Genomic DNA, 23,743 nt, shown 5'->3' with positions numbered 1-23,743 from the left:
TTGAGCGGCGCGTTTCACAGGCGCCGCAAATAGAGCACGCCGAACAGGTCGGCGGCGTCGGTCCAGGTCTGCACGGGCGCGAAACCGGCCTGCGTGGCCAGGTGCCGGAACTCGTCGGGTCGGTACTTGTACGAGTTCTCGGTATGGATGGACTCGCCGGCGCTGAAGGCGAACCGCTGTCCGGCCACCCGTACGGTCTGCGCACGCAGGCTGTCCAGGTGCATTTCGATGCGCCCGGCAGCCGCGTTGTAGAAGGCGCGGTGGGCAAAGGCGTCCAGGTCGAAATCGGCACCCAGTTCGCGGTTGCAGCGAGCCAGCAGGTTCAGGTTGAAGGCGGCGGTGACGCCGGCGGCGTCGTTGTAGGCGGCGTTCAGGATGGCCGGGTCTTTCTTCAGGTCCACGCCGATCAGCAGGCCATCGCCAGGGTCCAGTTGCTGGGCGACGTTCTTGAGGAACCGCAGCGCCTCCAGCGGCGCGAAGTTGCCGATGCTGGAGCCGGGGAAGAACGCCAGCCGGCGCTGCCCGCCGCGCGCCACGCGCGGCAGCGTGAACGGCCGCGTGTAGTCGGCGCACACGGCCATCAGGTGCAGGGCCGGATAGTCCCGCGCCAGCGCGTGGCAGGCGCCCAGCATGTGCTGACGCGAGATGTCGATCGGCATGTAGACATCCGGCGCCAGGGCATCAAGCAGCAAGCGGGTTTTAAGACTGCTGCCACTGCCGTATTCCACCAGCACCCCGCCACGCCCGGCCAGGGCGGCGATCTCGGACGCCGCTTCGGTGAGGATGCCGATCTCGGTGCGCGTCGGGTAGTACTCCGGCAGTTCGCAAATCCGATCGAACAGGGCGGAGCCCACATCGTCATAAAAGAACTTGCACGGCAGGCTCTTGTGCGGCTTGGCCAGGCCTTCCAGCACGGCGGTGCGAAAGTCCTCCTGTTCCGGCGCCAGGTCGTGCAGGCGCAGTTTGGCGAGTGTGTTCATAGGTCGTCTGCCAGGCGCAGGCCGGCGCAGGCCCAGCGCGCGTCGGGGGGGAAGAAATTGCGGTAGGTGGCGCGCAGGTGATCGGCCGGCGTCAGGCAGCAACCGCCGCGCAGCACCATCTGGCCGGACATGAATTTACCGTTGTACTCGCCGACCGCGCCCGCGGCCGGCCGGTAGCGCGGGTAGGGCAGGTAGGCGCTGGCGGTCCACTCCCAGACGTCGCCGAACATCTGCTTGAAGCCGGCGCGGGCCGCGGCCGGCCGGGGCTCGAGCCGGTCCTGGTCCAGAAAATTGCCGCCGGCCGGAGCGGCGATCGTTCGGGCGGCCGCTTCCCATTCGAACTCGGTCGGCAGGCGCCGGCCGGCGAAGCGGGCATAGGCATCCGCCTCGTAGAAACTCAGGTGGCTCACCGGCGTGGCCGGATCGAGGGCACTCAGGCCGCCCAGGGTGAATACCTGCCAGCCGTCTTCGCCCTGCTCCCAGTACAGCGGCGCGGTCCAGCCGCGCGCCTGCACCGTAGCCCAGCCGTCCGACAGCCACAGTTCGGGCGTTTGATAACCGCCCGCGGTGACGAAATCGAGGTATTCGCCACAGGTCACCATGCGATCGGCCAGACGATACGGCTGCAGGAAAACGCGGTGGCGCGGTGTTTCGTTGTCGAAGGCGAAGCCCGGTCCGTCGTGTCCGACCTCGACCATGCCGCCGTCGCATGACAGGAAGTTGACTGCGCCCGCGGCGTCCTCCGCAGCGATCTGCAGCAGATCCTCGCGATAGGCCGGGCGCAGCGGATTGGCGTGGAAGTTGTGCTTCACGTCCATCAGCAGCAGCTCCTGGTGCTGCTGCTCGTGGTTGAGGCCCAGCTCCAGCAGCGGCGCCAGGCGCGCCCAGCCGGCTGGGTCCAGTGTGTCCAGCAGGGCTGTCAGGTGGCGGTCCACGTGCGCCCGGTAGGCGAGCACTTCGTCGGTAGTGGGCCGGGCCAGCAGGCCGCGCCGGGCGCGGGCATGAAACGGCCCGACCTGGTTGTAGTAGGAATTGAACAGATAGCCGAAACGGGGATGAAACGGCCGATACGCCGGCAGGTTGGGCGCCAGCAGGAAGGTCTCGAAAAACCAGCTCGTGTGCGCCAGGTGCCATTTGGGCGGGCTCACGTCCGGCATGGATTGGATCACCATGTCCTCGACGGCGAGCGGCGCGCACAGGGACGGCGTCAACCGGCGCACGGCCAGCAGGCGATCGGCCAGTTCGGCGGGTTCCGGGTGCGCTGCAAAGGCGCTGGCGTGGGCGATGCTCGCCATGCGGGATTTCCCCTCGTGCAGCCGTTTAGATGGCCGTTGGTGGCACTTGGCGTTGGTGCTAGTATCCGGAAACCCGCTCACAGCGCAAATGCGCGATAACCGCGACGACGTCCGGTTGCGCCGGATGGGGTCGGTGGCGGTTAGACTTGTCACGTTCAGCCCCGGCACGGATGCCGGCGCAGCACCCGTCGATGTTCCGAAGCAAACGGATGCTCGGCGACGGGCACACTGGCGTCGCCGCACCGACAGCATTCAAAGCAGGGGATGGAAAGCGATGAAACCCAACGACTTGGCCGCGCCCGACATTGACCGATTGGTCGTTGACCTGGCCGATCAGGGCGAATTTCGCGTCCACCGCGATGTGTTCCGCGACCCGGCTGTGTTCGAGCTGGAGATGAAATACATCTTCGAGCGCAACTGGGTGTTCGTGGGTCTGGACAGCCAGGCGCCGAACCCGAACGACTACTTCACCACCTGGATCGGCCGCCAGCCGATCATCGTGGCGCGCGACAAGCAGGGCAAGCTGGGCGCCTTCATCAATTCCTGCTCGCACAAGGGTGCACGCATCGCCCACCACCGCGACGGCAACGCCAAGCAGTGGGTGTGTTCGTACCACGGCTGGGCCTTCGACACGGCCGGCGCGTGCATCTACATCAAGGACCAGGACGCCGGCTGCTACGCCGAGCCGTTCAACAAGCTGGACCACAACCTCAAGAAAGTGAAGTTCGGCCAGTACCGGGGCTTCCTGTTCGCCAGCCTGTCGGACGATGTGCCGAGCCTGGACGAGCACCTGGGTGAAGCCAGGAAGCTGCTGGATCTGGTGTGGGACCAGGGACCGGACGGCATCGAGGCCATTCCGGGCGTGTCCAGCTATACCTACAACGCCAACTGGAAGATGCAGATCGAGAACTGCATCGACGCCTACCACCTGACCTCCTGCCACCCGAGCTTCATGAACATCGTCAGCCGCCGCAAGGCCGGCGAAAGCGACAACAAGCAGGTCAAGTCGATCGACTTCAACCTCATGTCGCAGGTCAAGGGCGGCGGCTACACCTTCCCGCGCGGTCACGCGGTAGGTTTTTTCGACAACCCGGTGCCCCAGGAACGTGGCCTGTACCAGCATCACGACGAGCTCGTGGCTCGCGTCGGCGAACAGAAGGCGCGCTGGATGTATGCCGGGCGCAACCTGACCATCTACCCGAACGTGCAGTTCGCCGAGAACGCCTCGCTGCAGATGCGGGTGATCCGGCCGCTGTCGGTGGACAAGACCGAGATGACCATCTACTGCATCGGCGCCAAGGGCGAGAGCGACGCGGCCCGCGAGATCCGCATCCGCCAGTATGAGGACTTCTTCAACACCTCGGGCATGGCTACGCCGGACGACACGATTGCCTACGAGGACTGTCAGGTTGGTTTCAAGGCCGGCGTGCTGACGCAGATGCAGGGCTACTGCCGTGGCATGACCAACGTCGTGTCCGGCGCCGACGACCGGGCTGCCGAAATCGGTTTCACGCCCGCCACCAGCTCGACCGGCCCCTTCGCCATGCAGGACGAGACCGTCATGTTCGGCGGCTACCGGGCCTGGAAGAAATTCATCAAGGACGGGTTGGCGGCCGACGGCGCGGCCTGATCCACCCGCCAGCCGGAACAACGTCTGACCGGAGCAAGACACTCATGAAAGCAAACGAACTCAAATTCAGTGACATCGACCGCCTGATCGTCGACAACGTCGAGCAGGGCGAGTTCTGGGTGCACCGCGACCTGTACCGCGACCCGGCTGTGTTCGAGCTGGAGATGAAATACATCTTCGAGCGCAACTGGGTGTTCGTGGGTCTGGACAGCCAGGCACCGAACCCGAACGACTACTTCACCACCTGGATCGGCCGCCAGCCGATCATCGTGGCGCGCGACAAGCAGGGCAAGCTGGGCGCCTTCATCAATTCCTGCTCGCACAAGGGTGCACGCATCGCCCACCACCGCGACGGCAACGCCAAGCAGTGGGTGTGTTCGTACCACGGCTGGGCCTTCGACACGGCCGGCGCGTGCATCTACATCAAGGACCAGGACGCCGGCTGCTACGCCGAGCCGTTCAACAAGCTGGACCACAACCTCAAGAAAGTGAAGTTCGGCCAGTACCGGGGCTTCCTGTTCGCCAGCCTGTCGGACGATGTGCCGAGCCTGGACGAGCACCTGGGTGATGCGAAGAAAATGCTGGATCTGGTGTGGGACCAGGGGCCGGAAGGCATCGAGGCCATCCCGGGCGTGTCCAGCTACACCTACAACGCCAACTGGAAGATGCAGGTCGAGAACTGCATCGACGCCTACCACCTGACCTCCTGCCACCCGAGCTTCATGAACATCGTCAGCCGCCGCAAGGCCGGCGAGAGTCGCAACAAGCAGGTCAAGTCCATCGACTTCAACGTCATGGACGTGGTCAAGGGCGGCACCGCCTGTTTCCCCCGCGGCCATGCCGTCATCTACGCCACCAATCCGCTCGAGAACGAGCGCGGCATGTTCGTGCACAGGGACGAGGCGGTCGCCCGCTGCGGCGAGACCAAGACCAAGTGGATGCTGGCCACGCGCAACCTGACCATCTACCCGAACGTGCAGTTCGCCGAGAACGCCTCGCTGCAGATGCGCGTGATCCGGCCGCTGTCGGTGGACAAGACCGAGATGACCATCTACTGCATCGGCGCCAAGGGCGAGAGCGACGCGGCGCGCGAGATCCGCATCCGCCAGTACGAGGACTTCTTCAACACCTCGGGCCTGGCGACGCCGGACGATACGATCGCCTACGAGGACTGCCAGTTCGGTTTCAGGGCCAAAGCGCTCGACTGGCTGCAGGGCACCGCGCGCGGCATGACCGGCTACCACACCGGCCCTGATGAACTGTCGCAGGAAATCGGCATCCAGCCGGACAGCGGTTTCATGGGTGCCATGGGCGCCTGGGACGAGACCGTCTATTTCGGCGGCTACCGGGCCTGGAAGCAGTTCATCAAGGATGGGCTGGAAGCCGACGGCCTGCTGTGAGGCCACGGTGCCATCAATAACTTCATTTGCGAGGGGATCAGCGTGACCGATTTAGTCAGGGCACTGGCCGAAGCCAGCCAGGTGCTGTATCGAGAAGCCATGTATGTCGACGCCCAGCGCTGGGACGAGTGGCTGGGCCTGTTCACCGAGGACTGCGAGTACTGGTTGCCGGCCTGGAAGGGCGAGCACGCGCTGACCGCCAACCCGAAGCGCGAGATCTCGCTGATCTACTACGGCACCCGCGCTGGCCTGGAGGACCGCATCTGGCGCATCCGCTCCGGCCAGTCCATCGCCAGCACGCCGCTGCCGCGCACCACCCACGCGGTGCACAACATCCTGGTCGAGGACGTGACCGCCGACAGCATGACCGTGCTGTCCACCTGGACCGCGCACTGCTTTTTCCACAAGCTGAACGCCAGCGAAGTGTTTTTTGGCGATTACCGGCACAGCCTGCGCATGAGCGCGGACGGCTGGAAGATTGCCCGCAAGTACATCGTCCTGAAGAACGATTACGTGCCGACCATGCTCGATATCTACAACATCTGACCGCCGACCCGATTCATCAGGAGCCATTGCAATGTCCGTGACCGCCAAATCCGTCGCCCCGCAGCGCGACCAGTCGCCGCAGAACATGACCGCCTCCTACTGGCTGGAGGCGATGAACGAGATCGGCGTCGATTACCTGTTCTGCAACATGGGTACCGACCACGCGCCGATCATCGAAACCATGGCGCAGTGGCGCCAGGAAGGCCGCAAATACCCCAAAGTCATCCTGTGCCCGCACGAGAACACCGCCGTGCACATGGCGATCGGCTATTACCGTGCCACCGGCCGGGCGCAGGCCGTGCTGGTGCATGTGGATGCCGGCACCGCCAACGCCGCCATGGGCCTGCACAACGCGTTCCGTTCCCGCGTGCCGCTGGTGCTGATGGCCGGTACCGCGCCGGTGACCATCCGCGGCGAGCTGCTGGGCACCCGCGACACCTACGTGCACTTCATCCAGGATCCCTACGACATGAAGGGGATCGTGCGCAATTACGTGAAGTGGGAATACCAGCTGCCGACCGGCATCATCGTCAAGGAAGCCATGCGCCGTGCCTTCAGCATGGCCGAGAGCGACCCGCCGGGCCCGGTCTACATGACCCTGCCGCGCGAAATCCTGGCCCAGACCTGGGAGCCGCAGCAGGTGGCCTCCTTCCCGGTTGATGCCTACGGCCCGCTGCGCTTCACCGGCGTCGACGACGCACCGCTCACGCAGATCGCCGACCGCCTGCTGGCGGCCGAGTATCCGCTGCTGATCACCAGCTTCGCCGGGCGCAACATCAAGACTCCCGCGCTGCTGGACGAACTGGGGCAGCTGGTCGGCATGGGCGTGATCGAGTCCTACCCGCAGGTGCTGAACATCTCCAAAGCCTCGCCGGTGTTCCTGGGCAACCTGTCCGAGCCGCACCTGCCGAAGGTCGATTTCGGTCTGATGGTCGACACCGACCTGCCGTGGATGCCCAAGGAGGCCAGCCCGAATCCGAATACCTTCTGGGCGCACATCGACATCGACCCGATCAAGAACGACATTCCGATGTGGGGCTTCCCCGGCCACCTGAAGGTTCAGGCGGACAGCTACCTGGCCCTGACGCGCCTGATCGAGATCGTCAGAGGCAAGCTCACCGATGCCCACCGCGCGCGTGCCAAGGCGCGCCTGGAAGGTTTCGCCAAGCAGCGCCAGGAAGCGGTGGCCTACATCCAGAACCTGGCCAAGGACAAGGGCACGCCGGGCCTGATCAATCCCGCCTACCTGTGCGCGGAGCTGAACAAGGTGCTGCGCGAGGACGACATCCTGGTCAGCGAGGCGGTGATGAACGAGCCCTCGGTCGGCATGCAGGTGCTGCGCACCAAGCCTGGCACCGTGCTGGGTCTGGGCGGTGGTGGCCTGGGCTACAGCCCCGGCGCGGCGCTGGGCGTCAAGCTGGCCAAGCCAGATGCGATGGTGCTGCACCTGTCCGGTGACGGCAGCTTCTACTTCGGCAACCCGAGCTCCACCTACGAGGTGGCGCGCGAGCACAATCTGCCGATCTTCACCGTGGTGTTCGAGAACGGCGGCTGGTCGGCGGTCAAGGAGTGCACCATCAAGGTCCACCCGGACGGCGTGTCGCGCGACACGGACGAGTTCCAGGCGCGCCTGAACCCGGCCTACCAGTTCCAGAAGGTCTGCGAAGCTGCCGGCGGCCACGGCGAGGACGTGATCAATCCGGACGACCTGCCGGCTGCCATTGCCCGCTGCGTCAAGGCGGTGCGCGAAGAAGGCCGCTCGGCGCTGCTGGTGGCGCACGTCAAGCGCCTGTAGGCGGTAATGGTTTGAAACAGGGCGCCGTCTTCGCGAGGATGGCGGCGCTTTTTTGTGGGCGCGTTTGCCTCATGCAGCGCCCGCGGTCCGCGTCAGCCGGACAGCGCCTGCGCCATGTCGGCCACCAGATCCCGGCTGTCCTCGATGCCCACCGACACGCGCACCAGGCCGGGGCCGATGCCGGCGGCCGCCTGCGCCTCGGGGCTCATGGCCGCGTGGCTCATGCTGGCCGGGTGTTCGATGAGGCTCTCGACGCCGCCCAGCGACTCGGCGAAGGCGTACAGCTTCAGGCGCTCGACCAGGCCGAACACGGCGTCCTCGCCGCCCTTGAGGTCGAAGCTGAGCATGGCGCCGAAGCCGCGCTGCTGGCTCTTGGCCAGGGCGTGCTGCGGGTGAGCGGGCAGGCCCGGGTAGTAGACGTGCTCGACCAGCGGGTGTGCATCCAGGAACTGCGCCAGCGCCGTGGCGTTCTTCTCGTGCGCCTGCATGCGCAGCGGCAGGGTCTTGACGCCGCGCAGCACCAGCCAGGCGTCGAACGGCGAGCAGGTGGTGCCAAGGGCATTGGCGGTGGCGGCGACTCTTGCCGCCAGCTCCGGCGTGGCGGACACGATGGCGCCACCGACCACATCGCTGTGGCCGTTCAGGTACTTGGTGGTCGAATGCACCACCAGATCGGCGCCCAGTTCCAGCGGCCGCTGCAGGTAGGGGCTCAGGAAGGTGTTGTCGGCGCAGCTGAGGATGCCGCGCTCGCGGGTCAGGGCGCACACGGCGGCGATGTCGGTCAGGCGCAGCAGCGGGTTGCTGGGGGTCTCGATCCAGATCAGGGCCGTGTCCGGCTCGATGGCCGAGGCGACCGCGTCCAGATCGCCCATGTCGACCAGCGTGAAGCGCAGGCCGCGCGCCGGCAGCACATTCGCGAACAGGCGGTAGGTGCCGCCGTAGATGTCGTTGCCGGCGATCACGTGCGCGCCGGCCGGCAGCAGGTGCAAGGTGGTCGTGATGGCCGCCATGCCGGTGGCCACGGCGGTGGCACCGGCGCCGCCTTCCAGGCTCGCCAGGTTTTCTTCCAGCGCGTCGCGGGTGGGATTTTTGGTGCGCGTGTAGTCGTAGCCGGAGGTCTGCCGCGGTCCCTCGAAATAGAACGTGGAGGACGGGTAGATGGGCGTCACTACCGAGTTGTACAGCGGGTCCTTGTAGACGCCGCCGTGTACGCAGCGGGTGGCGAACTGGAGGGTTTCGAGCGGAATGTGGCGCTTCATGACGGTCTGGCAGGCGTTTGAGGGCGCGACAGTCTAGCAAGCCCGCGCCGCGGATCGGCCGCTGCCGACATGCGGCTGTTGGCAGGCCCGTGGCACAGCCATTATTTTACTGCCGCCATGTGGCCGCGCCGTCTCCCAAGTAGAATTCCGCCCGCCTTGACGGCATCCCTCGCGCGCCGAACGGTCGGTTAAGTATCCGCACCGCGGTCAGCACCAGCCCGCCACCCTTTGGAGTAGCAACCGTATGCCGCTGCGCAGCACGCGTCGCGACCTGCTGAAATTCATGAGTGCCGGCGGCCTGCTGGCGCTGGCCGGCCTGTACCCGGCCCATGCGCTGGCCCGCGCAAGCCTGGGGCCAAAGCGCAAGTTCAGCATGGACACACTGCGCGAACAGGCCCGCCAACTGGCCGCCCGGCCGTATGTCGCGCCGACGATTCCGGATACCCAGCTGCTGTACACGATCGACTTCGACACCATCCAGAAAATCCGTTTCAAGCCCGAGCAGACGCTGTGGAACGAGCCGCCGTCGCCCTTCGGCGTGCAGCTGTTCCACCCGCACCGCTTTGCCCAGAAGCCGGTGCGCATCCATCTGGTGGAGGGTGACGAGGCGCGCGAGGTGCCGTTCTCGACCGACCTGTTCGACTACGGCACGCCGGGACTGGCGAAGAAAATGGCCGGCCACGGCGGCTTTGCCGGTTTCCGGGTGATGGACCCGGCGCCGGCCAAGACCGACTGGCTGGCGTTTCAGGGCGCGTCCTATTTCCGCACCTGCGGCGTGCAGGGCCAGTACGGCCTGTCGGCGCGCGGCATCGCCATCGACACCGCCATGCCGCAGCCGGAGGAGTTTCCGGATTTCACCGCCTTCTATCTGGAACGCCCGGTCGGGGACCGCATCACGCTGTACGCCCTGCTCGATGGGCCCAGCCTGACCGGCGTGTATCGCTTCGTGTGCACGCGCGCCAAGCCGGTGCTGACCGAGGTGCATGCGGAGCTGTTCGCGCGCCAGGACATCGGCCGTCTGGGCGTGGCGCCGCTGACCAGCATGTTCTGGTACGGCGAGAACAACCGTCGACGCAGCGCCGACTGGCGGCCGGAAATCCACGACTCCGACGGCCTGGCGCTGTGGACCGGGGCCGGCGAGCGGCTGTGGCGGGTGATCGAGAACCCGCCAGTGGTGATGACCTCGTCGTTCGTGGACTTCAACCCGCGCGGTTTCGGCCTGTCGCAGCGGGATCGCAATTTCGAGAACTACCAGGACGACGGCGCCTTCTACGACCGTCGTCCCTCGGTGTGGGTGCAGCCACTGGGTGACTGGGGCGAGGGCGCGGTGCAGCTGGTCGAAATCCCGACCGACGACGAGATCCACGACAACCTGGTCGCCTACTGGACGCCCAAGGAGCCGGTGCGCAGTGGCGGCGCCTGGACCTTCGACTACCGCCTGTACTGGGGTGATGACGAGCCGTTCATCCCCGAGGTCGGGCGTGTGCGCCACACCTGGCGCGGTCGCCACGGCATTCCCGGCATCACCGCCCAGCAGGCCGCACAGCAGGCTCCGGGGATGAAGTTCGTCATCGATTTCTCCGGCGGGCCGCTGGCGGCACTCGAGCAGCGCTTCGACCTGACGCCGATGGTGACCGCCTCGCGCGGACGAGTGGACAACGCGCACGTGCTCAAGGTGGTCGGTACCGATCGCTGGCGGGCCTCGTTTGACCTGTACGTGGAAGGCGCCGAGCCGGTGGAGCTGCGCTGCTACGTGCGCCTGGGCGACAAGACTCTGACCGAAACCTGGCTCTACCAGTACATCGCGGCAGCCGCATGCTGAACTGGCGCAGCCTGGGCTTGCTGCTGGTCGTGTGCGCCGGCGCCGCCAGCGCGACTGGCAAGGACTTTGATTTCGACGCCCTGAAAGCGCGCGCCCGGCAGCAGGCGGCGGCTGCGTACAGCCCACCGCCGGAGGCCGACGCTGTCCTGGCGCAGATCGATCCCGCGCGCCGGGATGCGGCGCCGCTCAAGGTCCGCTACGCGCCGTGGTCGATGGCGTCGCGCTTCGTGCCGCTGCCGCTGGCGCCGCGCGCCGGCTGCGCGCCGACGCTGTTCAGTTCCATCCAGGCCAGCGGTATCGAGCGCTTCGATTACCGGCCGGAACTGTTCGACTGGTCGGCCGCCGGCCTGCCGGAGGCGGGGCCTGCCGCGACGGGTTTTTGCGGCTTTCGCCTGCTGTATCCGCTCCCCGGGGATGGCAAACGCGAGGATCTGGCGCGCTTCGAGGGCGATGCCTGGCAGCTGGTCGGCGCCGGTTCGCTGTTCGGTGCGGCCGCACTCGCGGTCGGGGTGATCGATAACGACGGTCGGGCGCAGCCGGTGCCGTTTCGCGAGTTCTGGCTGGTGCGCCCGGCGGCCGGCGCCCGTCAGCTGCGGCTGTATGCGCTGGCCGATTCGCCGGCGTTGGCGGCTGCGTTCCAGATCGACCTGGTGCCGGGCGTTGCCAGTCGCGCCGACGTGCAGGTGGCGCTGTATCCGCGCGAGGGCGCCGGCAAACTGCTGCTGGCGCCGCTGGCGGGCAGTTTCGTGCAGGGGGAGCATCGACCGGGGCGTGTGTTGCCGCTGCAGGCCGAGGTGCACAGCGTGGACGGCCTGGCCATCCACACCGCCGCTGGCGGCTGGTTGTGGCGGCCGCTCGACAATCCACCCCAGCCGAGCGCCTATAGTTTTCTGGTCAACACGCCACGTGGGTTCGGGCTGTTGCAGCGTGATCGCGACGCCAGCCACTACGAGCCGGACGCGCCGCATCCCCGCCAGCCGGACCTGTGGCTGGTGCCGGGCGGTGACTGGGGCGCTGGCCAGCTGCGCCTGCTCGAAGCTCCGGCGGGCAGCGCCGCTGTGCGCAACGTGCAGGTCGGATTCGTGCCAGACCAGCAGCCGGCACCCGGCGCGGGGATGGAGCTCGGCTACGCCGTCCACTGGTCGACGGACGCGTCGCTGCCGCGTGCCGGCGGCTGGGTGATCGCCACCCGCAGCGGTGCCGCAGGGAGCAATGGCAGCCGCCGCTATGCGGTGGATTTCGTCGGCCCGGCCCTGCAGGGGCTGCCGCCCGGCGCGGCGCCGGTGGCGGTCATCGACATCGGCCGCGGCGGCAGCCTGCAGCGCCAGCAAGTGGTGGCGAACCCGCATACGGGTGGCTGGCGTCTGCTGTTCGAGTTCAACCGTGACACCGACGCCCCGCTGCAACTGCGCGCCTATTTGCAGCACGCCGACCAGCCTCTGACCGAAACCTGGGACTATGTCGATCCGCCTCGCTGATTACCTGCGGCCATCGCGACGGCCCCAGCCGCCTGGGGCTTCTGCTGCGCCGGGGACCGGTCGGCGATGGCTGGTGGGGCTGGGCTGCTGGCTGCTGCTGGCGGCGGCGCAGGGCGCCGAGTTCGACTGGTCGCAGGTGGTGCAGAAAGCGCGCGACCGTGCCGCGGCGCCCTACCAGCCCATGCCGGCGCCGCTGCCCGACTGGCTGCTGCAGCTTGATTATCGCGCCTGGCAGGACATTCGCTTCGACCCGAACGTGGCCCTGTGGGCGGGCCAGGACTTGCCGTTCTCGGTCCGCTTCCATCATCCGGGCAGCATCTATCGCCAGCCGGTCGCGATCAGCCAGATCGAATCCGGGCAAGCCAAGCTCCTGGCTTTTGCGCCGGGGCAGTTCTTCTACGGGCCGGGGGTGGATCGCCAGCGGGTGCCGGGCGATCTGGGTTACGCCGGTTTCACCGTCTACGCGCGCAACAAGGACAGCTGGCAGCCGGTGCTGGAATTCCTGGGCGGTAGCTTCATGCGCGGCGGGGCGCCGCTGCTGCCCGGCGGCGTGCGGTCGCGGGCGCTGGCCATCGACACCGGCCTGCCCAGTGGCGAGGAGTTCCCGGTCTTTACCGATTTCTGGCTGGCGCGGCCCGCGGCGGGCGCCAAACGGTTGACCGTCTATGCCTTGCTCGACTCGCCGCGTGTCAGCGGTGCCTACCGGATCGAGCTGACGGCCGGCACACAGCTTGTCACGCGGGTCGACAGCGAGCTGTTTTTCCGCGATGCGGTCGGCCGGCTGGGCCTGGGGCCGCTGTCGAGCATGTTCTGGTACGGCGAAAACGGCCCGCCGGTGGACGATTACCGGCCGGAGGTGCACAGCTCAGACGGATTGCTGGTGCATGCCGGCAAGGAGCGTCTGTGGCGTCCGCTGGCCAATCCGCCGCGGCTGGCGCAGCAGTCACTGCCGGTGCCGCCGGCTACGGTCTATGGCCTGCTGCAACGGGACCGGGATTTCGGGCATTACCAGGATCTGGACGCGGCCTTCGAAGCCCAGCCGAGCGTGGTGCTCGAACCCCAAAAGGGTTTCGGCGCCGGCCGGCTGGAGCTGCTGGAACTGCCGGTGCGCGACGGCTTGAACCAGAACGTGCTGGCCTATTTCGTGCCGCAGGCCAAGGTGCGGGGCGGCGATCACCTGTCGCTGCGCTACCGCCTGCGGTGGGGTGATCGGGAGCCGGGTGAACAAGCCGGCCGGGTGCTCGCCACGCGCGTCGCTCGCCAGAACGGCGTCAGCACCTACCAGATTGATTTTGCATCGCTTGGCGCCGGCAGCGTGCCGCCGAAGCCGCACATCAGCGTTCAAGGCGGCAAGGGTGGCGAGCCCGGCCTGCAGGCGCTGGGCGATGGCTGGCGGTTGACGCTGCCGGTGGAGCACGACGATGGGGCGCCGCTGAACATCCGTGCCGGCCTGCTCACGGACACCGGCACGCGCAGCGAAACCTGGCTGCATCACCTCGGTGAGGAATGATTCGGTGACCGATTCCGCCGCGGGGGGGCCGGCTTATCTGGCGCGTTTGGGCATCACCGGTGAGCAGGCGCAGCGCCTGCTTGTGGGTCTTTCCGACCTCGACGTGCTGACCGTTGCCCAGCTGCAGGCGCGGCTGGCACAGGCCATGTGCGGCGCCGATCAGGCAGCCGGCCCGGCCGATGCGGACTGCGCCTGGCTGCGCGCGGCGGTGCAGCGTGCCTATGGCCTGCCGGTGCCGGCACCGCAGCGGGCGCTGATGCCGGCCCTGCTGCCGCTGCGCCGCCAGCACATGACGGCGCACACCCTGCACCGCGGCTTCGTGCGGCAACTGCTGGGGATGTTCCTGTACCGGCCGGCGGCGCGGGTGCTGCGCCGCCTGCAACTGCTCATCGGCCACGTGGAACGCCCATGAGCCACGCCGATTTCGACAAGCCGCACGCCTTCGCCGCCACTTGGCGACGGATGCTGCTGCTGGGCCTGGTGCTGATCCCGGCCACCATCGCCAGCCAGTTCATGCGCGAGGTGTTGCCCTACGGCGGGCGCACTGGACTTGAACTGGCCATCATCATCGTGTTCGGCGTGCTGTTTGGCTGGATTTCGATCGGCCTGTGGACCTCCGCGATCGGTTTCTTCAGCCTGCTGCTGCGCCGCGACCGCTACAACCTGGTGCGCGCCACTGGTTCCATGCGGCCGATCGACCCGGATGCCCGCACGGCGGTGCTGCTGCCGGTTTTCGCCGAGGACATGCGGCGTGTCGGCGCCGGCCTGCGCGCGACCTACGAGTCCCTGGCTGCCACCGGTCAGATCGCCCGCTTCGATTTTTTCATCCTCAGCGACACCCAGGACCCCGGCCGCTGGGTCGATGAGGAGGTCGCCTGGGCTACGCTGTGCCGGGAGATGGGCGCCAGCGGGCGGCTCTTTTACCGCAACCGGCAGGTCAACCTGAAGCGCAAGAGCGGCAACGTGGCCGATTTCGTGCGCCGCTGGGGCGCGCACTACCGCTACATGGTGGTGTTCGACGCCGACAGCGTGATGAGCGGCGAGGCGCTGGTGAAGCTGGTCAACATGATGCAAGCCAGCCCGCGCGTGGGCCTGATCCAGACCCTGCCACAGCCGATGGGCCAGCACACGCTGTTCGCGCGCATGCTGCAGTTCACCGGCCACGCCTACGGGCCGATCTTCGCCGCCGGCCTGCATTTCTGGCAGCTGGGCGACGGGCCGTTCTGGGGCCACAACGCCATCATCCGCATCGAGGCCTTCCGCCAGCACTGCGGCCTGCCGCGCCTGCCGGGCCGCCCGCCGCTGGGCGGCGACATCCTCAGTCACGACTTCGTCGAATCGGCCCTGCTGCGCGGCGGCGGCTGGACCATCTGGCTGGCGCACGACCTGCCGGGCAGCTACGAGGAACTGCCGCCGACCCTGCTGGACGCCATGAAGCGCGACCGCCGCTGGTGCCAGGGCAACCTGCAGCACCTGCGCCTGCTGTTTGCCGAAGGCCTGTTTCCGGCCCATCGGGCGCTGTTCATCAACGGCATCATGTCCTACGTGTCGGCGCTGCTGTGGCTGGTGTTCCTGTTGCTGTCCAGCGGCCAGGCGGTGTGGCAGGCGCTCAAGCCCCCGGATTACTTCCCGACCGGCCCGGCGCTGTTTCCGCAGTGGCCGGTGTGGCAGCCGCAGTGGGCGCTGCTGCTGATCGTGGCCACGACGGTGATCCTGTTCGCGCCCAAGATCCTGGCGGTGTTGCTGATCATCGTGCAGCGGCGGGCCGGGCAGTTCGGCGGCGTGCTGCGGCTGCTGGCCAGTGCCATCACGGAAACCCTGATGTCGGCCCTGCTGGCGCCGGTGCAGGCGGTGTTCCACTCCAAGTTCGTGCTGTTCACGCTGCTTGGTCAGCAGGTGGGCTGGGGCGCCCAGTCGCGCGGCGATGCCAGCACCGGCTGGGCCGAGGCGCTGCGCTACCACGGCCTTGCAACGCTGTTTGCGGCCGTGTGGGGCCTTGGCGTGTTCTGGCTGAACCCGGCGTTTTTCTGGTGGCTGACGCCGGTGGTGGCGGCGCTGTTGCTGGCGATTCCGGTATCGGTGCTGAGCAGTCGCAGCAGCGTCGGGCGCAGCGCGCGTGAGCGGGGCCTGTTTCTGACCCCGCCGGAGACGGCCCCCGCGCCGGTGCTGCAGGACTTCGCACGGTATCTGGTGGAGGCCGAACGGGCGCCGGCCCGGCAGGGTGGGTTTGCCGCGGTGGTGGAAGACCCGGCGGTCAACGCCCTGCATGTGGTCATGCAGGGGCTGGCGCGCGGCGAGCGCCTGTCAGCGGCGATTCTCGCCCGTCGCCACGAGTTGGTTGCGAAGGTGCTGCGCGCCGGTCCCGCGGCGCTCGCGCCGCGCGAGCAGAAGCTGCTGCTGCGCCAGCCGCGGCTGCTGCTCGACCTGCACCGGCGCTGGTGGGCGCAGGGCGCCCGGCCCTCGCCCGAGGGCTGAGCCGCGGCGCCGGGATCAGTCGTTACGCAGCGCCTGCGCCACGCGTCCGAAGGCCGGCTCGAGCATCTGGCGGTATTTCTCGTCGATGCCGACGTCGATCATGGCCTGGCGCATGCACTTCATCCATTGCTCGGCGGCCGCCTCGTCGATGTGAAACGGCTTGTGCGCCTTGGTGATGCACGGGCTGCCGCGTTTCTGGACGAACAGCGGTGGCCCGCCCAGCCAGCCTGACAGGTACTCGAACAGCGACTGCCGCACGGGGCCGAGATCATCCTTGTGCATCTTGCGGATGGTCGCCACCTCCGGATCGGTATCCATCAGCTCGTAGAACCGGTCGACCAGCCTGCGGACCGTGGCCTCGCCGCCGATCCAGTCGTACATGGTGTCGCTCACGCCGTGAACCTCGCGCGTCTGTGGGGGTGTCGGGCCGCGACTATGCCGCAGCGGCTGATGCCCGAATTGACCGGCGTCAACCTCGCCGGTGCGGCGACGGGGCGCCGGCGGCACGCAAGCGGGCGCTTTTCAGGGCGTCGATTGGCCCGGCACCGCGCAAATCGGCTACGGTAGCCGCATGACCACTACCAACCCATCGCGGGTTCGGGCGCTGCTGGCCGGGCTGCGGTTCATTGGCCGGCGCCTGGCGCAGGAGCGCATCACCCAGACCGCCGCCAGTCTCACGTTCACCACGGTGATCTCGCTGGTGCCGCTGCTGGCGGTGATGCTGGCGGTGTTCACGGCCTTTCCGGCCTTCGACGAGCTGCGCGAGCGCCTGCAGTACTGGTTTGCGCAGGCTCTGCTGCCGCCCAACATTGCCGAGGCGGTGTTCGGCTATCTGAATCAGTTTGCGGAAAAAGCCGCCGGGCTCGGTGCCGCCGGCGTGATCGGCCTGCTGGTGACCGCCACCCTGCTGCTGCTGACGGTGGACCGCTCGCTGAATCTGATCTGGCGCACGTCGCGCCCCCGGCCGTTCCTGCAGCGGGTGATGCTGTTCTGGGCCTGGCTGACGGCCGGACCGCTGCTGATGGCCTTCGCACTCGGCCAGCTGTCGCTGGCCGCTGCGCTGTCGTCCGGCTGGCTGGGCGCGATTCCCGGTGCCACCGCCCTGCTTGGCACGCTGGTGTCGTGGTTGGTCATGGGCGGGCTGCTGGCGGTCGTGTATCGGGTGGTTCCCAATACCGAGGTGCTGTGGCGCGACGCGCTGGCAGGCGGCGTACTGGCGGCGGTGGCCTTCAACCTCGCCAGCCGCGTGTTTGCCTGGTACATCGGCCGTCTGCCGACCTATGCCGCCGTGTACGGCACGTTCGCCACGCTGCCGCTGGCGCTGATCTGGATTTACTGGAGCTGGCTGGTGGTGCTCGGTGGCGCCATCGTGTCGGCCTGGTTGCCGGCACTGCGCAGCGGGGTGATGGCCCGGTCGGCGCCGGTGGGGGGCGATTTTCTGCTCGCCTTGCTGGTGGTGCACCGGCTGGCGGTCGCCCGCCAGCCGCCGTTGTGTGGCCTCGATATGGCCACGCTGGCGCGCGGCCTGGCCGCCGATCCGCAGCGCCTGGAGGGCGTGTTGCAGGCGCTGGAGGCCCTCGGCTGGGTGGGCCAGGTCAGGTCCGCACAACACCGACGGGCCCGCTGGGTACTGTTGATCGATCCGCAGGCGGCGACGCTGCGACCCTTGGTCGATCGTCTGCTCCTGGACCGGGAGGCGGCTGCACGCACCGGCCTGCTGCCGGGCAGCCTGTTCAACGACGAGGTACTCGATCGCACGCTGCAGGACTGCCTGGGTCATGAGCGCGGCGATGACGGTGCGGTCGCCGCAGACGGCGAAGCCGGGCTTCGATTGATCGGCGCAGGGCCATCGGCCACACTGGCCGGGAAGCCGGCGCACGGCCCCGGCGAAGCGGGCAGTTGATTGACGGCCATGGGCGCCTGCGCCGTGGGTGGCGCGGACAACCGCTGCGGCGTGGTTTTTCGAGCACGTATCTTGCGACAGGCTCGCGAAAGCCTCACGCCATTTTCATTTCAAACGCTGAAAGGTTTATCGATGTGTCCTGCTCTAACATCGGGCCTGATACGGCAGCTCTGGAACGTGCTGCAGGCCGCTGCGCTCGCGCCCGGCATGACCGCGCCATGCGCAGCATGAAACCGGCATTGGTCGCGCTGCCGCTGTGGTTGGCCTGCACCCTGCAGGGCGCCGGGGCGGCACCGCCGACGGTTCAGAGCCCTGCCAAGCCAGCCGCCGACATCCAACAGGCCGAGATGGAAGCCCGCGCCCGACACACGCGAGCCTTGCAGGACTGCGCGCGCACGCAGCAGCAGGCCACCTGTGTCCGCGATGCCGACGCGAAACTTTACGAGACGCTGCGCGACACAGCCGGCGAGCGCCAGCGCGGCGCCACGACGCCTGCCCCGACGGCGCAGGACGCGCAGCGGGCGCAGCATCAGCGCCTGTTTCGCGAGCTTGAACGGGCGGCGCCCAGGCCGCTGCCATCGCCACGACCGGACCAGCCAGGCCGCTGAACACGTCAAGGTCAGCGGTTACTGCGGCCCAATCCAGTCCGCCCAATCGCGCCGACACTGGCTGCCGGTTGGGGCCGGCTCAGGCCTCGCGGTGCCAGCGCACGCGCAGCGTGGTGTCGTCGTCGGCGTAGTGATAATCGAGGTCGCCACGATAGGCGTGATGCACGGCCTCGCCCAGGCCGCGCGCCAGGTGGGCGTCGGTGGTGGTGATCAGCAGGCCGCCCTCGGTGTCCTCGCGGGCCATGATGCGCTGCAGCGGATGCTCCGCCGTCTGTCGCTGAGTGTGGTTGTCGATCAGGTGCTCGATCTCCTCGCGGTGCCCGGACAGAAACGCACCGCTCAGGGTCAGGTAGCCGGCCGGCACCCGGTCGCGTACACGCTGGCAGGCCGGACACAGCACCTCGGCGGCATCGGCCGGCCGCGCCAGCCACTGCCAGTGCCCGCCGTGCCAGACCACGCCGCAGTCGCCGCAGACGCTGGGTTCGGACAGCTTCTGGCGCGCCAGGTAGGGGTCATGCCCCTGTTGCAGGCCCGGCCGGTCGTGGTGGCCATGGTGGGGGACGTCGGGGGTTTTGTGGGGTCCGGTCATGACTTGCTCCGCGGTGGTGGTGGCGCCTGAAGGCGCACGCTTCACACCCTAGCGGCGGTCCCGGAGGGCTGCGTTGACCGTACTCAACCGGCCCCGTAAGCGTGCTTCCATGAACTTACTCGCGATCGCCGTGGCGTGCTGCATGAGCGGCCGCGCCCAACAGACCCACCCGCGGTTCGCCGATCACGTGCAGCGGCATCCGGCGCAGCAGCCCGGCCATGCGTCCCTTGGCGTGGAAGGCGTCCACAAATGCCGGGCTCGAGAACAGCGGCTGATTCTTCTGCACCACGCCGCCGGTCAGGTAGAAGCCACCGAAAGGCAGGCAGGTGAGGGCAAGGTTGCCGGCCACCGCGCCGCACAGCCTGGCAAACAGCTGCAGGGCTTCGCGTGCAATCGCATCGCCCGCGGCGGCAGCGGCGGCGATGCTGGGCGTGTCCAGGTCCGCGCCGCCCAGAAACGCGTGAATGAGCGCCAAGCCCGGACCTGCCGCCAACCGCTCGAAGGACACGCGGTCGATTCCCAGCCGCTGGCGGGCGAACTCGCGCAGCCGCACCTGCTGTTCATCCAGCGGTGCGAAATCGACGTGTCCGCCCTCGCTCGGGAAGACCTGCGCAGTTTCCCGGCCAGGCAGGACCAGCGCCATGCCAAGGCCGGTGCCGATACCCATGACGGCGCGCAGTCCGTCAGCCTGCGGCTGGCCTGCCTGCACGGTGAGGATGTCGGTCGCCGAGAGCATGCCGATGCCGTGACCGACGGCTGCCAGGTCGTTGATCAGCGTCACCCGCCCGATGCCGAGGACACGCCCCAGCCGGTCGCTGTCGAGCAACCACGGCAGGTTGGTGATGCGTGCCTGGGCTCCACCACCGGGCGCCGGTTGCACCGGACCGGCCACGGCGAAGCAGGCCGACTCGGGGGGCGGCGCGCCGGCCAGGAATTCGTGCACGATGTCGGCCAGATCGGGATAGGCGTTGCTGTCGAAGCGCGCCTCGGCCAGCGTTTCCAGCCGGCCCGCCTGCCAGCGCCCGCGCAGCAATAGCGTCTTGGTGCCGCCGATGTCGCCTGCCAGCAGGTCCATGTGCTTACCCGTCCGGGTGTTCCTGTCGCCGTCATCAGTGTGCACCGGCACCCAGGCGCACGGCCAGGGCGGTCAGTCGGCCTCGAATACGCCCTGTTCGATCAGTTCGTACCAGGCCAGCAGGTCCTTGCGGCCATGGCCCTTTTCCACCGCCTGTTGGTAGAGGCTCTGGATGCGGCTGCCGACCGGCAGGTGCACGCCCACCCGCTCGGCCAGCTCGCGCACCAGGGTGATGTCCTTGCAGATCATGGTCAGGCCGTCGGTGCTGTGGTCGAACGGTACGCGGCCGTCGAACTTGGGCTTGACCAGCACCTCCATGACCCGCGTCGGTGCCAGGCAGGTGTCCATCACCTCCAGCAGGCGCTGCGGCTCGATGCCGACCGCCCGACCCAGCGCCACCGATTCCATGACCCCCGACAGCGTGGACACCAGGATCAGGTTCTGGCACAGCTTGGCGGTCTGCCCGCTGCCGGCCGCGCCCAGGTGAAAGATGTGCTTGCCCATGTGTTCCAGCAGCGGTCGCACGCGCTCGAAGACGGCCGCCTCGCCACCGACCATGATGCTGAGCGTGGCCGCCTGCGCCCCGGCGCCGGCGCCACTGAGCGGCGCGTCCAGAAAACCAATGTCATGTTTGGCAGCATCGGCCGCCAGCTCGCCCGCCAGCTGCGGGCTGATGGTGCTGCAATCGACGATCACGCCGCCGGGCGCCATGCTGGCGATGAGCGTATTCACCGTGGCGCGGACCACGTTCTGGCTCGGCAGGCAGGTGAACACGATCTGCGCGCCCTGCCCGACGGCCACGGCATCGCTGCAGGCAGCCAGGCCCTGCTGGACCGCCGCGGAAAGCGCCGAAGCGGACGGATCGTAACCGAGCACCCGATGGCCGGCACGCGCCAGATGCCCGGACATGGGCAGGCCCATGGTGCCCAGGCCGATGAAACCGAGCACCGGAGCCACCGCTTCAGCCCTTCTTGCCGGCCTTGGCCGGCTTGGCCTTGCCGTCAGGAGCGGCCTTGCCGGGCTTTGCCTTCACGGACTTGACCTTGCCGGCTGCCGGTTCGGCGGCGCCCTTGGCAGCCGCCGCCTGGCGCGCCGCGGCGCTCTCGGAGAGCGCTTCCTTCATCGCGAAATAGGCGTTGGCGGCGGCCGGAAAGCCGGCGTAGACGCCCACGTGGCCGATGATCTCGACGATTTCCTGCTGCGACAGACCCACCTTCAGGCCGCTGCGGATGTGCACCTTCAGCTGCGGCAGGGCGTTGCCCATGGCGGCCAGGGCGGCGATGGTGGTGATCTCGCGATCGCGCAGGGCCAGCTGCTGGGTGCGCGCGTAGGTGTCACCAAAGGCGTAGGCGACGGTGGCTTTGGCATAGTCGGGCGCCAGCTCGTTCAGCACGCTGACGACGGCGTCGGCGGCGTCCTTGTCCTCGATGGCGTGCAGCATTTCGAGCGCCTTTTGCATGCGCGGATCCTTGTTCTTGGGCATGGCTTCCCCTCCGTTTGTAGTCAGATCTGATTGAAATCGATCGGCAAATCGAGATGGTCGTTCAGCAGCGTGATCTTCTTGCGCGCGATGCGCCAGCGCTCGCCTTCCAGCACCAGCGTGTGGTCGTAAAAGCCGAACAGGTGCACCGTCTGGCGCCGGTGGTAGGTGCTGGTCTGCCAGTGGCTGCTGACCTGCAGGTGCGTGGTGTCCGGCGCCGTGACGTGCAGGTTGCCGATGACATGGCAGGTGCGCGGCAGGGGCGTGACGAAGGGCGTCAGGCCCGATTCGACCCGAAACACCCGGTCGCCGAGCGCCGCACGGCCCGCCAGGTAGAAGAACGACACAAAGCGGTCCGGGTCGTCGCCCAGCGTCTGCTCGTCCACCCAGGCCGGGCACCAGAACTCGCAGTCGTCGGTGAACAGGTCCAGCCAGTCCTGCCACTGCCAGCGGTCCAGGCAGTCGGCCTCGCGAAAGACCACCGCCGCGGCGGTCAGGTGCTGTTCCGGGCTGACCATCAGCGGGCCTCCCGGGCCGCCAGTTCGCGGCGCTGGCCGTCCTTCATCAGGCGCAGCCACTGCCGGTAGTTGGCATGGAACAGCGTCTCGTCGGACATGTTCAGCGGCCCCTCGCTGCAGGTTTCGGGTTCTATGCCCAGCTCGCGCGCGTAGTCGTTGGCGCCGCGCACCATGCGTCCCAGGCCCCGACCGTGGCCCTGCAGCCACTCGACCGCGCGCGCCTGCAGGCCTTCCTGGCAGTTGCGGTAGGCGCCCACGTCGTCCGGCGTGCCGGTGGAACTGATGTTGAAGAAATCCTCGTACTGGCGCAGCCGCTGGCGGCGCGCGGCGGGCGGCTCGCCGACCGGCACCCAGCAGTAGATTTCCATTTCGGTCAGATCCGTGGCCAGCGGGCGCAGCACCCGGAACTGGCCGATCACCGCGTTGTCCGTGCACTGCACGTTCGGAAAGACGGTCAGGTTGCGGCCGTACTGCAGCAGCCACTTGGCCCGGCCAGCACCCAGGCGCGCGGCCAGCTGCTCGCGCTGCGGCCACAGCGGCCGGAACTGCGGCGCCGGGTTTTCGGTAAAAAACAGCGCATGGCCGTTCTTGAGGCCAAAGCTGCCGGTCTTGAGGTTCACGCCGAACATGGCCTCGATGTCCGGCCCCTTGTAGGCCGCCCCGGCACGCGCGATGCGCCGGCGGGTGATCTCGATGAAGCCCTTGTGGGCGATGTTCAGGTGATAGCCGTCCAGGCAGTTCTCGACCTGCAGCTTCCAGTTGCCGGGAAAGGTGTAGCTGGCGTTGCCGCGCACCAGCTCCATGCCGTCCGGCGCCTGCTCGACCAGCAGGTCGATGAACACGCGCGCGTCGCCCAGGTGCTGTTCCAGCGGCACCACGTCCGCATTCAGGCTGCCGAAAATCCAGCCGCGGTACTCGGCCAGTTTCGGCACGGCCTGCAAATCGTGACTGTGCGCCTCGAAGGCCGGCGTGTAGGCGGCCTCGGCGTGGTCCTTGATCGACACGCAGCGGCCGTTGGTGTCGAAGGTCCAGCCGTGATACGTGCAGCTGTGGAACTTGCGGTTGCCGGAGCGGTTCAGGCACACCAGCGAGCCCTTGTGGGTGCAGGTGTTCAGGAAGGCTTTCAGCTCGCCGCCGGCATTGCGCGTGACCAGCACCGGTTGGCGGCCGATGTGGGTGCTGAAAAAATCCTGCGGCTTGGGCAGCTGCGAGGCGTGGCACAGGAATACCCAGTTCGACTCGAAGATGTACTTCATCTCCAGCTCGAACAGGAACTCGTCGCGGAATATGTCGCGGTGGACGGCGAACTGGCCCTCGTCGATGCGATCGTCGATGTAACGATCGAAATCCACAGGGCCTGCGGTCGGCACGGGCCGTTCT

General features: G+C 67.9%; 20 protein-coding genes and 1 pseudogene. 11 read left to right on the top strand and 10 right to left on the bottom strand.

The features are described 5' to 3' along the window. Positions 1-14 precede the first annotated feature (14 nt). Both egtD and egtB read right to left on the bottom strand, forming a co-directional pair. Complete coding sequence (gene egtD, locus H5U26_RS12240; RefSeq protein ID WP_290620082.1) at positions 15-980, bottom strand: L-histidine N(alpha)-methyltransferase; 966 nt, start codon at positions 978-980, stop codon at positions 15-17. After that, the gene (gene egtB, locus H5U26_RS12235) at positions 977-2,275 is read right to left on the bottom strand and encodes an ergothioneine biosynthesis protein EgtB (RefSeq protein ID WP_290620080.1); all 1,299 of its coding nucleotides are present in this window, start codon (positions 2,273-2,275) and stop codon (positions 977-979) included. The genes egtD and egtB overlap by 4 nt, the downstream gene beginning before the upstream one ends. Positions 2,276-2,549: 274 nt before the next feature. Between egtB and H5U26_RS12230 the strand changes: the two genes are divergently transcribed. The 4 genes from H5U26_RS12230 to H5U26_RS12215 are packed head-to-tail and all read left to right on the top strand — an operon-like array spanning position 2,550 to position 7,646. Beyond that, positions 2,550-3,905, top strand: coding sequence for an aromatic ring-hydroxylating dioxygenase subunit alpha (locus tag H5U26_RS12230; protein ID WP_290620078.1), 1,356 nt, complete (start codon positions 2,550-2,552; stop codon positions 3,903-3,905). A gap of 44 nt (positions 3,906-3,949) precedes the next feature. Continuing rightward, positions 3,950-5,305, top strand: a complete 1,356-nt coding sequence (locus tag H5U26_RS12225; RefSeq protein WP_290620076.1) for an aromatic ring-hydroxylating dioxygenase subunit alpha — start codon at positions 3,950-3,952, stop codon at positions 5,303-5,305. Between the two features lie 42 nt (positions 5,306-5,347). After that, positions 5,348-5,851 (top strand): aromatic-ring-hydroxylating dioxygenase subunit beta, encoded by a 504-nt coding sequence (locus H5U26_RS12220; RefSeq protein WP_290620074.1) that lies wholly within the window; start codon positions 5,348-5,350, stop codon positions 5,849-5,851. A 31-nt stretch (positions 5,852-5,882) separates the two neighbouring features. Next, positions 5,883-7,646 (top strand): thiamine pyrophosphate-requiring protein, encoded by a 1,764-nt coding sequence (locus H5U26_RS12215; protein ID WP_290620072.1) that lies wholly within the window; start codon positions 5,883-5,885, stop codon positions 7,644-7,646. Positions 7,647-7,738: 92 nt separating this feature from the next. Here H5U26_RS12215 and H5U26_RS12210 read toward each other — a convergent pair whose 3' ends face one another. Beyond that, positions 7,739-8,905, bottom strand: a complete 1,167-nt coding sequence (locus tag H5U26_RS12210; protein ID WP_290620070.1) for a PLP-dependent aspartate aminotransferase family protein — start codon at positions 8,903-8,905, stop codon at positions 7,739-7,741. 244 nt (positions 8,906-9,149) lie between these two features. Between H5U26_RS12210 and H5U26_RS12205 the strand changes: the two genes are divergently transcribed. The 5 genes from H5U26_RS12205 to mdoH all read left to right on the top strand — a co-directional run bounded on the left by H5U26_RS12205 (position 9,150) and on the right by mdoH (position 16,190). Then, positions 9,150-10,727 (top strand): glucan biosynthesis protein, encoded by a 1,578-nt coding sequence (locus H5U26_RS12205; RefSeq protein ID WP_290620068.1) that lies wholly within the window; start codon positions 9,150-9,152, stop codon positions 10,725-10,727. Continuing rightward, on the top strand, positions 10,721-12,205 hold the full coding sequence (locus tag H5U26_RS12200; RefSeq protein WP_290620066.1) for a glucan biosynthesis protein: 1,485 nt from the start codon (positions 10,721-10,723) through the stop codon (positions 12,203-12,205). The genes H5U26_RS12205 and H5U26_RS12200 overlap by 7 nt, the downstream gene beginning before the upstream one ends. Positions 12,206-12,278: 73 nt before the next feature. Continuing rightward, positions 12,279-13,715 carry a glucan biosynthesis protein gene (locus tag H5U26_RS12195; protein ID WP_290620064.1) on the top strand — a complete coding sequence of 479 codons (1,437 nt, stop codon included), beginning with the start codon at positions 12,279-12,281 and terminating at the stop codon, positions 13,713-13,715. Positions 13,716-13,719: 4 nt separating this feature from the next. Next, entirely contained in the window at positions 13,720-14,127 is a 408-nt protein-coding gene (locus H5U26_RS12190) for a hypothetical protein (protein WP_290620062.1), read from the top strand. Then, complete coding sequence (mdoH, locus tag H5U26_RS12185) at positions 14,124-16,190, top strand: glucans biosynthesis glucosyltransferase MdoH (RefSeq protein WP_290620060.1); 2,067 nt, start codon at positions 14,124-14,126, stop codon at positions 16,188-16,190. The genes H5U26_RS12190 and mdoH overlap by 4 nt, the downstream gene beginning before the upstream one ends. A 15-nt stretch (positions 16,191-16,205) precedes the next feature. On the opposite strand, the gene H5U26_RS12180 is transcribed toward mdoH, so the two are convergent. After that, positions 16,206-16,583, bottom strand: a complete 378-nt coding sequence (locus tag H5U26_RS12180) for a group II truncated hemoglobin (RefSeq protein WP_290620058.1) — start codon at positions 16,581-16,583, stop codon at positions 16,206-16,208. Positions 16,584-16,761: 178 nt separating this feature from the next. On the opposite strand from H5U26_RS12180, the gene H5U26_RS12175 reads away from it, so the two are divergent. Next, positions 16,762-18,093, top strand: a complete 1,332-nt coding sequence (locus H5U26_RS12175; protein WP_290620056.1) for a YihY family inner membrane protein — start codon at positions 16,762-16,764, stop codon at positions 18,091-18,093. Positions 18,094-18,311: 218 nt separating this feature from the next. Continuing rightward, a complete protein-coding gene (locus H5U26_RS12170) occupies positions 18,312-18,701 on the top strand; it encodes a hypothetical protein (protein ID WP_290620054.1) in 390 nt (129 codons plus the stop codon). Between the two features lie 79 nt (positions 18,702-18,780). Here H5U26_RS12170 and H5U26_RS12165 read toward each other — a convergent pair whose 3' ends face one another. From H5U26_RS12165 to H5U26_RS12140, 6 genes and pseudogenes are all read right to left on the bottom strand, one after another. Continuing rightward, on the bottom strand, positions 18,781-19,290 hold the full coding sequence (locus tag H5U26_RS12165) for a BCAM0308 family protein (RefSeq protein ID WP_290620052.1): 510 nt from the start codon (positions 19,288-19,290) through the stop codon (positions 18,781-18,783). A gap of 115 nt (positions 19,291-19,405) precedes the next feature. Continuing rightward, the gene (gene glk, locus H5U26_RS12160; RefSeq protein WP_290620050.1) at positions 19,406-20,365 is read right to left on the bottom strand and encodes a glucokinase; all 960 of its coding nucleotides are present in this window, start codon (positions 20,363-20,365) and stop codon (positions 19,406-19,408) included. A 72-nt stretch (positions 20,366-20,437) separates the two neighbouring features. After that, entirely contained in the window at positions 20,438-21,313 is an 876-nt protein-coding gene (locus H5U26_RS12155) for an NAD(P)-dependent oxidoreductase (RefSeq protein WP_290620048.1), read from the bottom strand. Positions 21,314-21,479: 166 nt separating this feature from the next. Next, positions 21,480-21,824, bottom strand: a pseudogene (locus tag H5U26_RS12150) (carboxymuconolactone decarboxylase family protein); the annotation flags it as partial. 44 nt (positions 21,825-21,868) lie between these two features. Further along, the gene (locus tag H5U26_RS12145) at positions 21,869-22,363 is read right to left on the bottom strand and encodes an aromatic-ring-hydroxylating dioxygenase subunit beta (RefSeq protein ID WP_290620044.1); all 495 of its coding nucleotides are present in this window, start codon (positions 22,361-22,363) and stop codon (positions 21,869-21,871) included. Next, a complete protein-coding gene (locus tag H5U26_RS12140) occupies positions 22,363-23,715 on the bottom strand; it encodes a Rieske 2Fe-2S domain-containing protein (RefSeq protein WP_290620042.1) in 1,353 nt (450 codons plus the stop codon). Before H5U26_RS12140 ends, H5U26_RS12145 begins: the two co-directional genes overlap by 1 nt. Between the last annotated feature and the right edge of the window lie 28 nt (positions 23,716-23,743).

It is taken from the genome of Immundisolibacter sp. (assembly GCF_014359565.1).
Classification (GTDB): domain Bacteria; phylum Pseudomonadota; class Gammaproteobacteria; order Immundisolibacterales; family Immundisolibacteraceae; genus Immundisolibacter.
The sequence above is the reverse complement of the archived record's forward strand: the minus strand, read 5'-3'. Positions and strand labels throughout refer to the sequence as shown.

Coding starts and splice junctions, on each gene's coding strand:
- egtD (WP_290620082.1), bottom strand. CDS start 980: ATGAACACACTCGCCAAACTGCGCCTGCACGACCTGGCGCCGGAACAG.
- egtB (WP_290620080.1), bottom strand. CDS start 2,275: ATGGCGAGCATCGCCCACGCCAGCGCCTTTGCAGCGCACCCGGAACCC.
- H5U26_RS12230 (WP_290620078.1), top strand. CDS start 2,550: ATGAAACCCAACGACTTGGCCGCGCCCGACATTGACCGATTGGTCGTT.
- H5U26_RS12225 (WP_290620076.1), top strand. CDS start 3,950: ATGAAAGCAAACGAACTCAAATTCAGTGACATCGACCGCCTGATCGTC.
- H5U26_RS12215 (WP_290620072.1), top strand. CDS start 5,883: ATGTCCGTGACCGCCAAATCCGTCGCCCCGCAGCGCGACCAGTCGCCG.
- H5U26_RS12210 (WP_290620070.1), bottom strand. CDS start 8,905: ATGAAGCGCCACATTCCGCTCGAAACCCTCCAGTTCGCCACCCGCTGC.
- H5U26_RS12205 (WP_290620068.1), top strand. CDS start 9,150: ATGCCGCTGCGCAGCACGCGTCGCGACCTGCTGAAATTCATGAGTGCC.
- H5U26_RS12200 (WP_290620066.1), top strand. CDS start 10,721: ATGCTGAACTGGCGCAGCCTGGGCTTGCTGCTGGTCGTGTGCGCCGGC.
- mdoH (WP_290620060.1), top strand. CDS start 14,124: ATGAGCCACGCCGATTTCGACAAGCCGCACGCCTTCGCCGCCACTTGG.
- H5U26_RS12175 (WP_290620056.1), top strand. CDS start 16,762: ATGACCACTACCAACCCATCGCGGGTTCGGGCGCTGCTGGCCGGGCTG.
- H5U26_RS12170 (WP_290620054.1), top strand. CDS start 18,312: ATGCGCAGCATGAAACCGGCATTGGTCGCGCTGCCGCTGTGGTTGGCC.
- H5U26_RS12165 (WP_290620052.1), bottom strand. CDS start 19,290: ATGACCGGACCCCACAAAACCCCCGACGTCCCCCACCATGGCCACCAC.
- glk (WP_290620050.1), bottom strand. CDS start 20,365: ATGGACCTGCTGGCAGGCGACATCGGCGGCACCAAGACGCTATTGCTG.
- H5U26_RS12145 (WP_290620044.1), bottom strand. CDS start 22,363: ATGGTCAGCCCGGAACAGCACCTGACCGCCGCGGCGGTGGTCTTTCGC.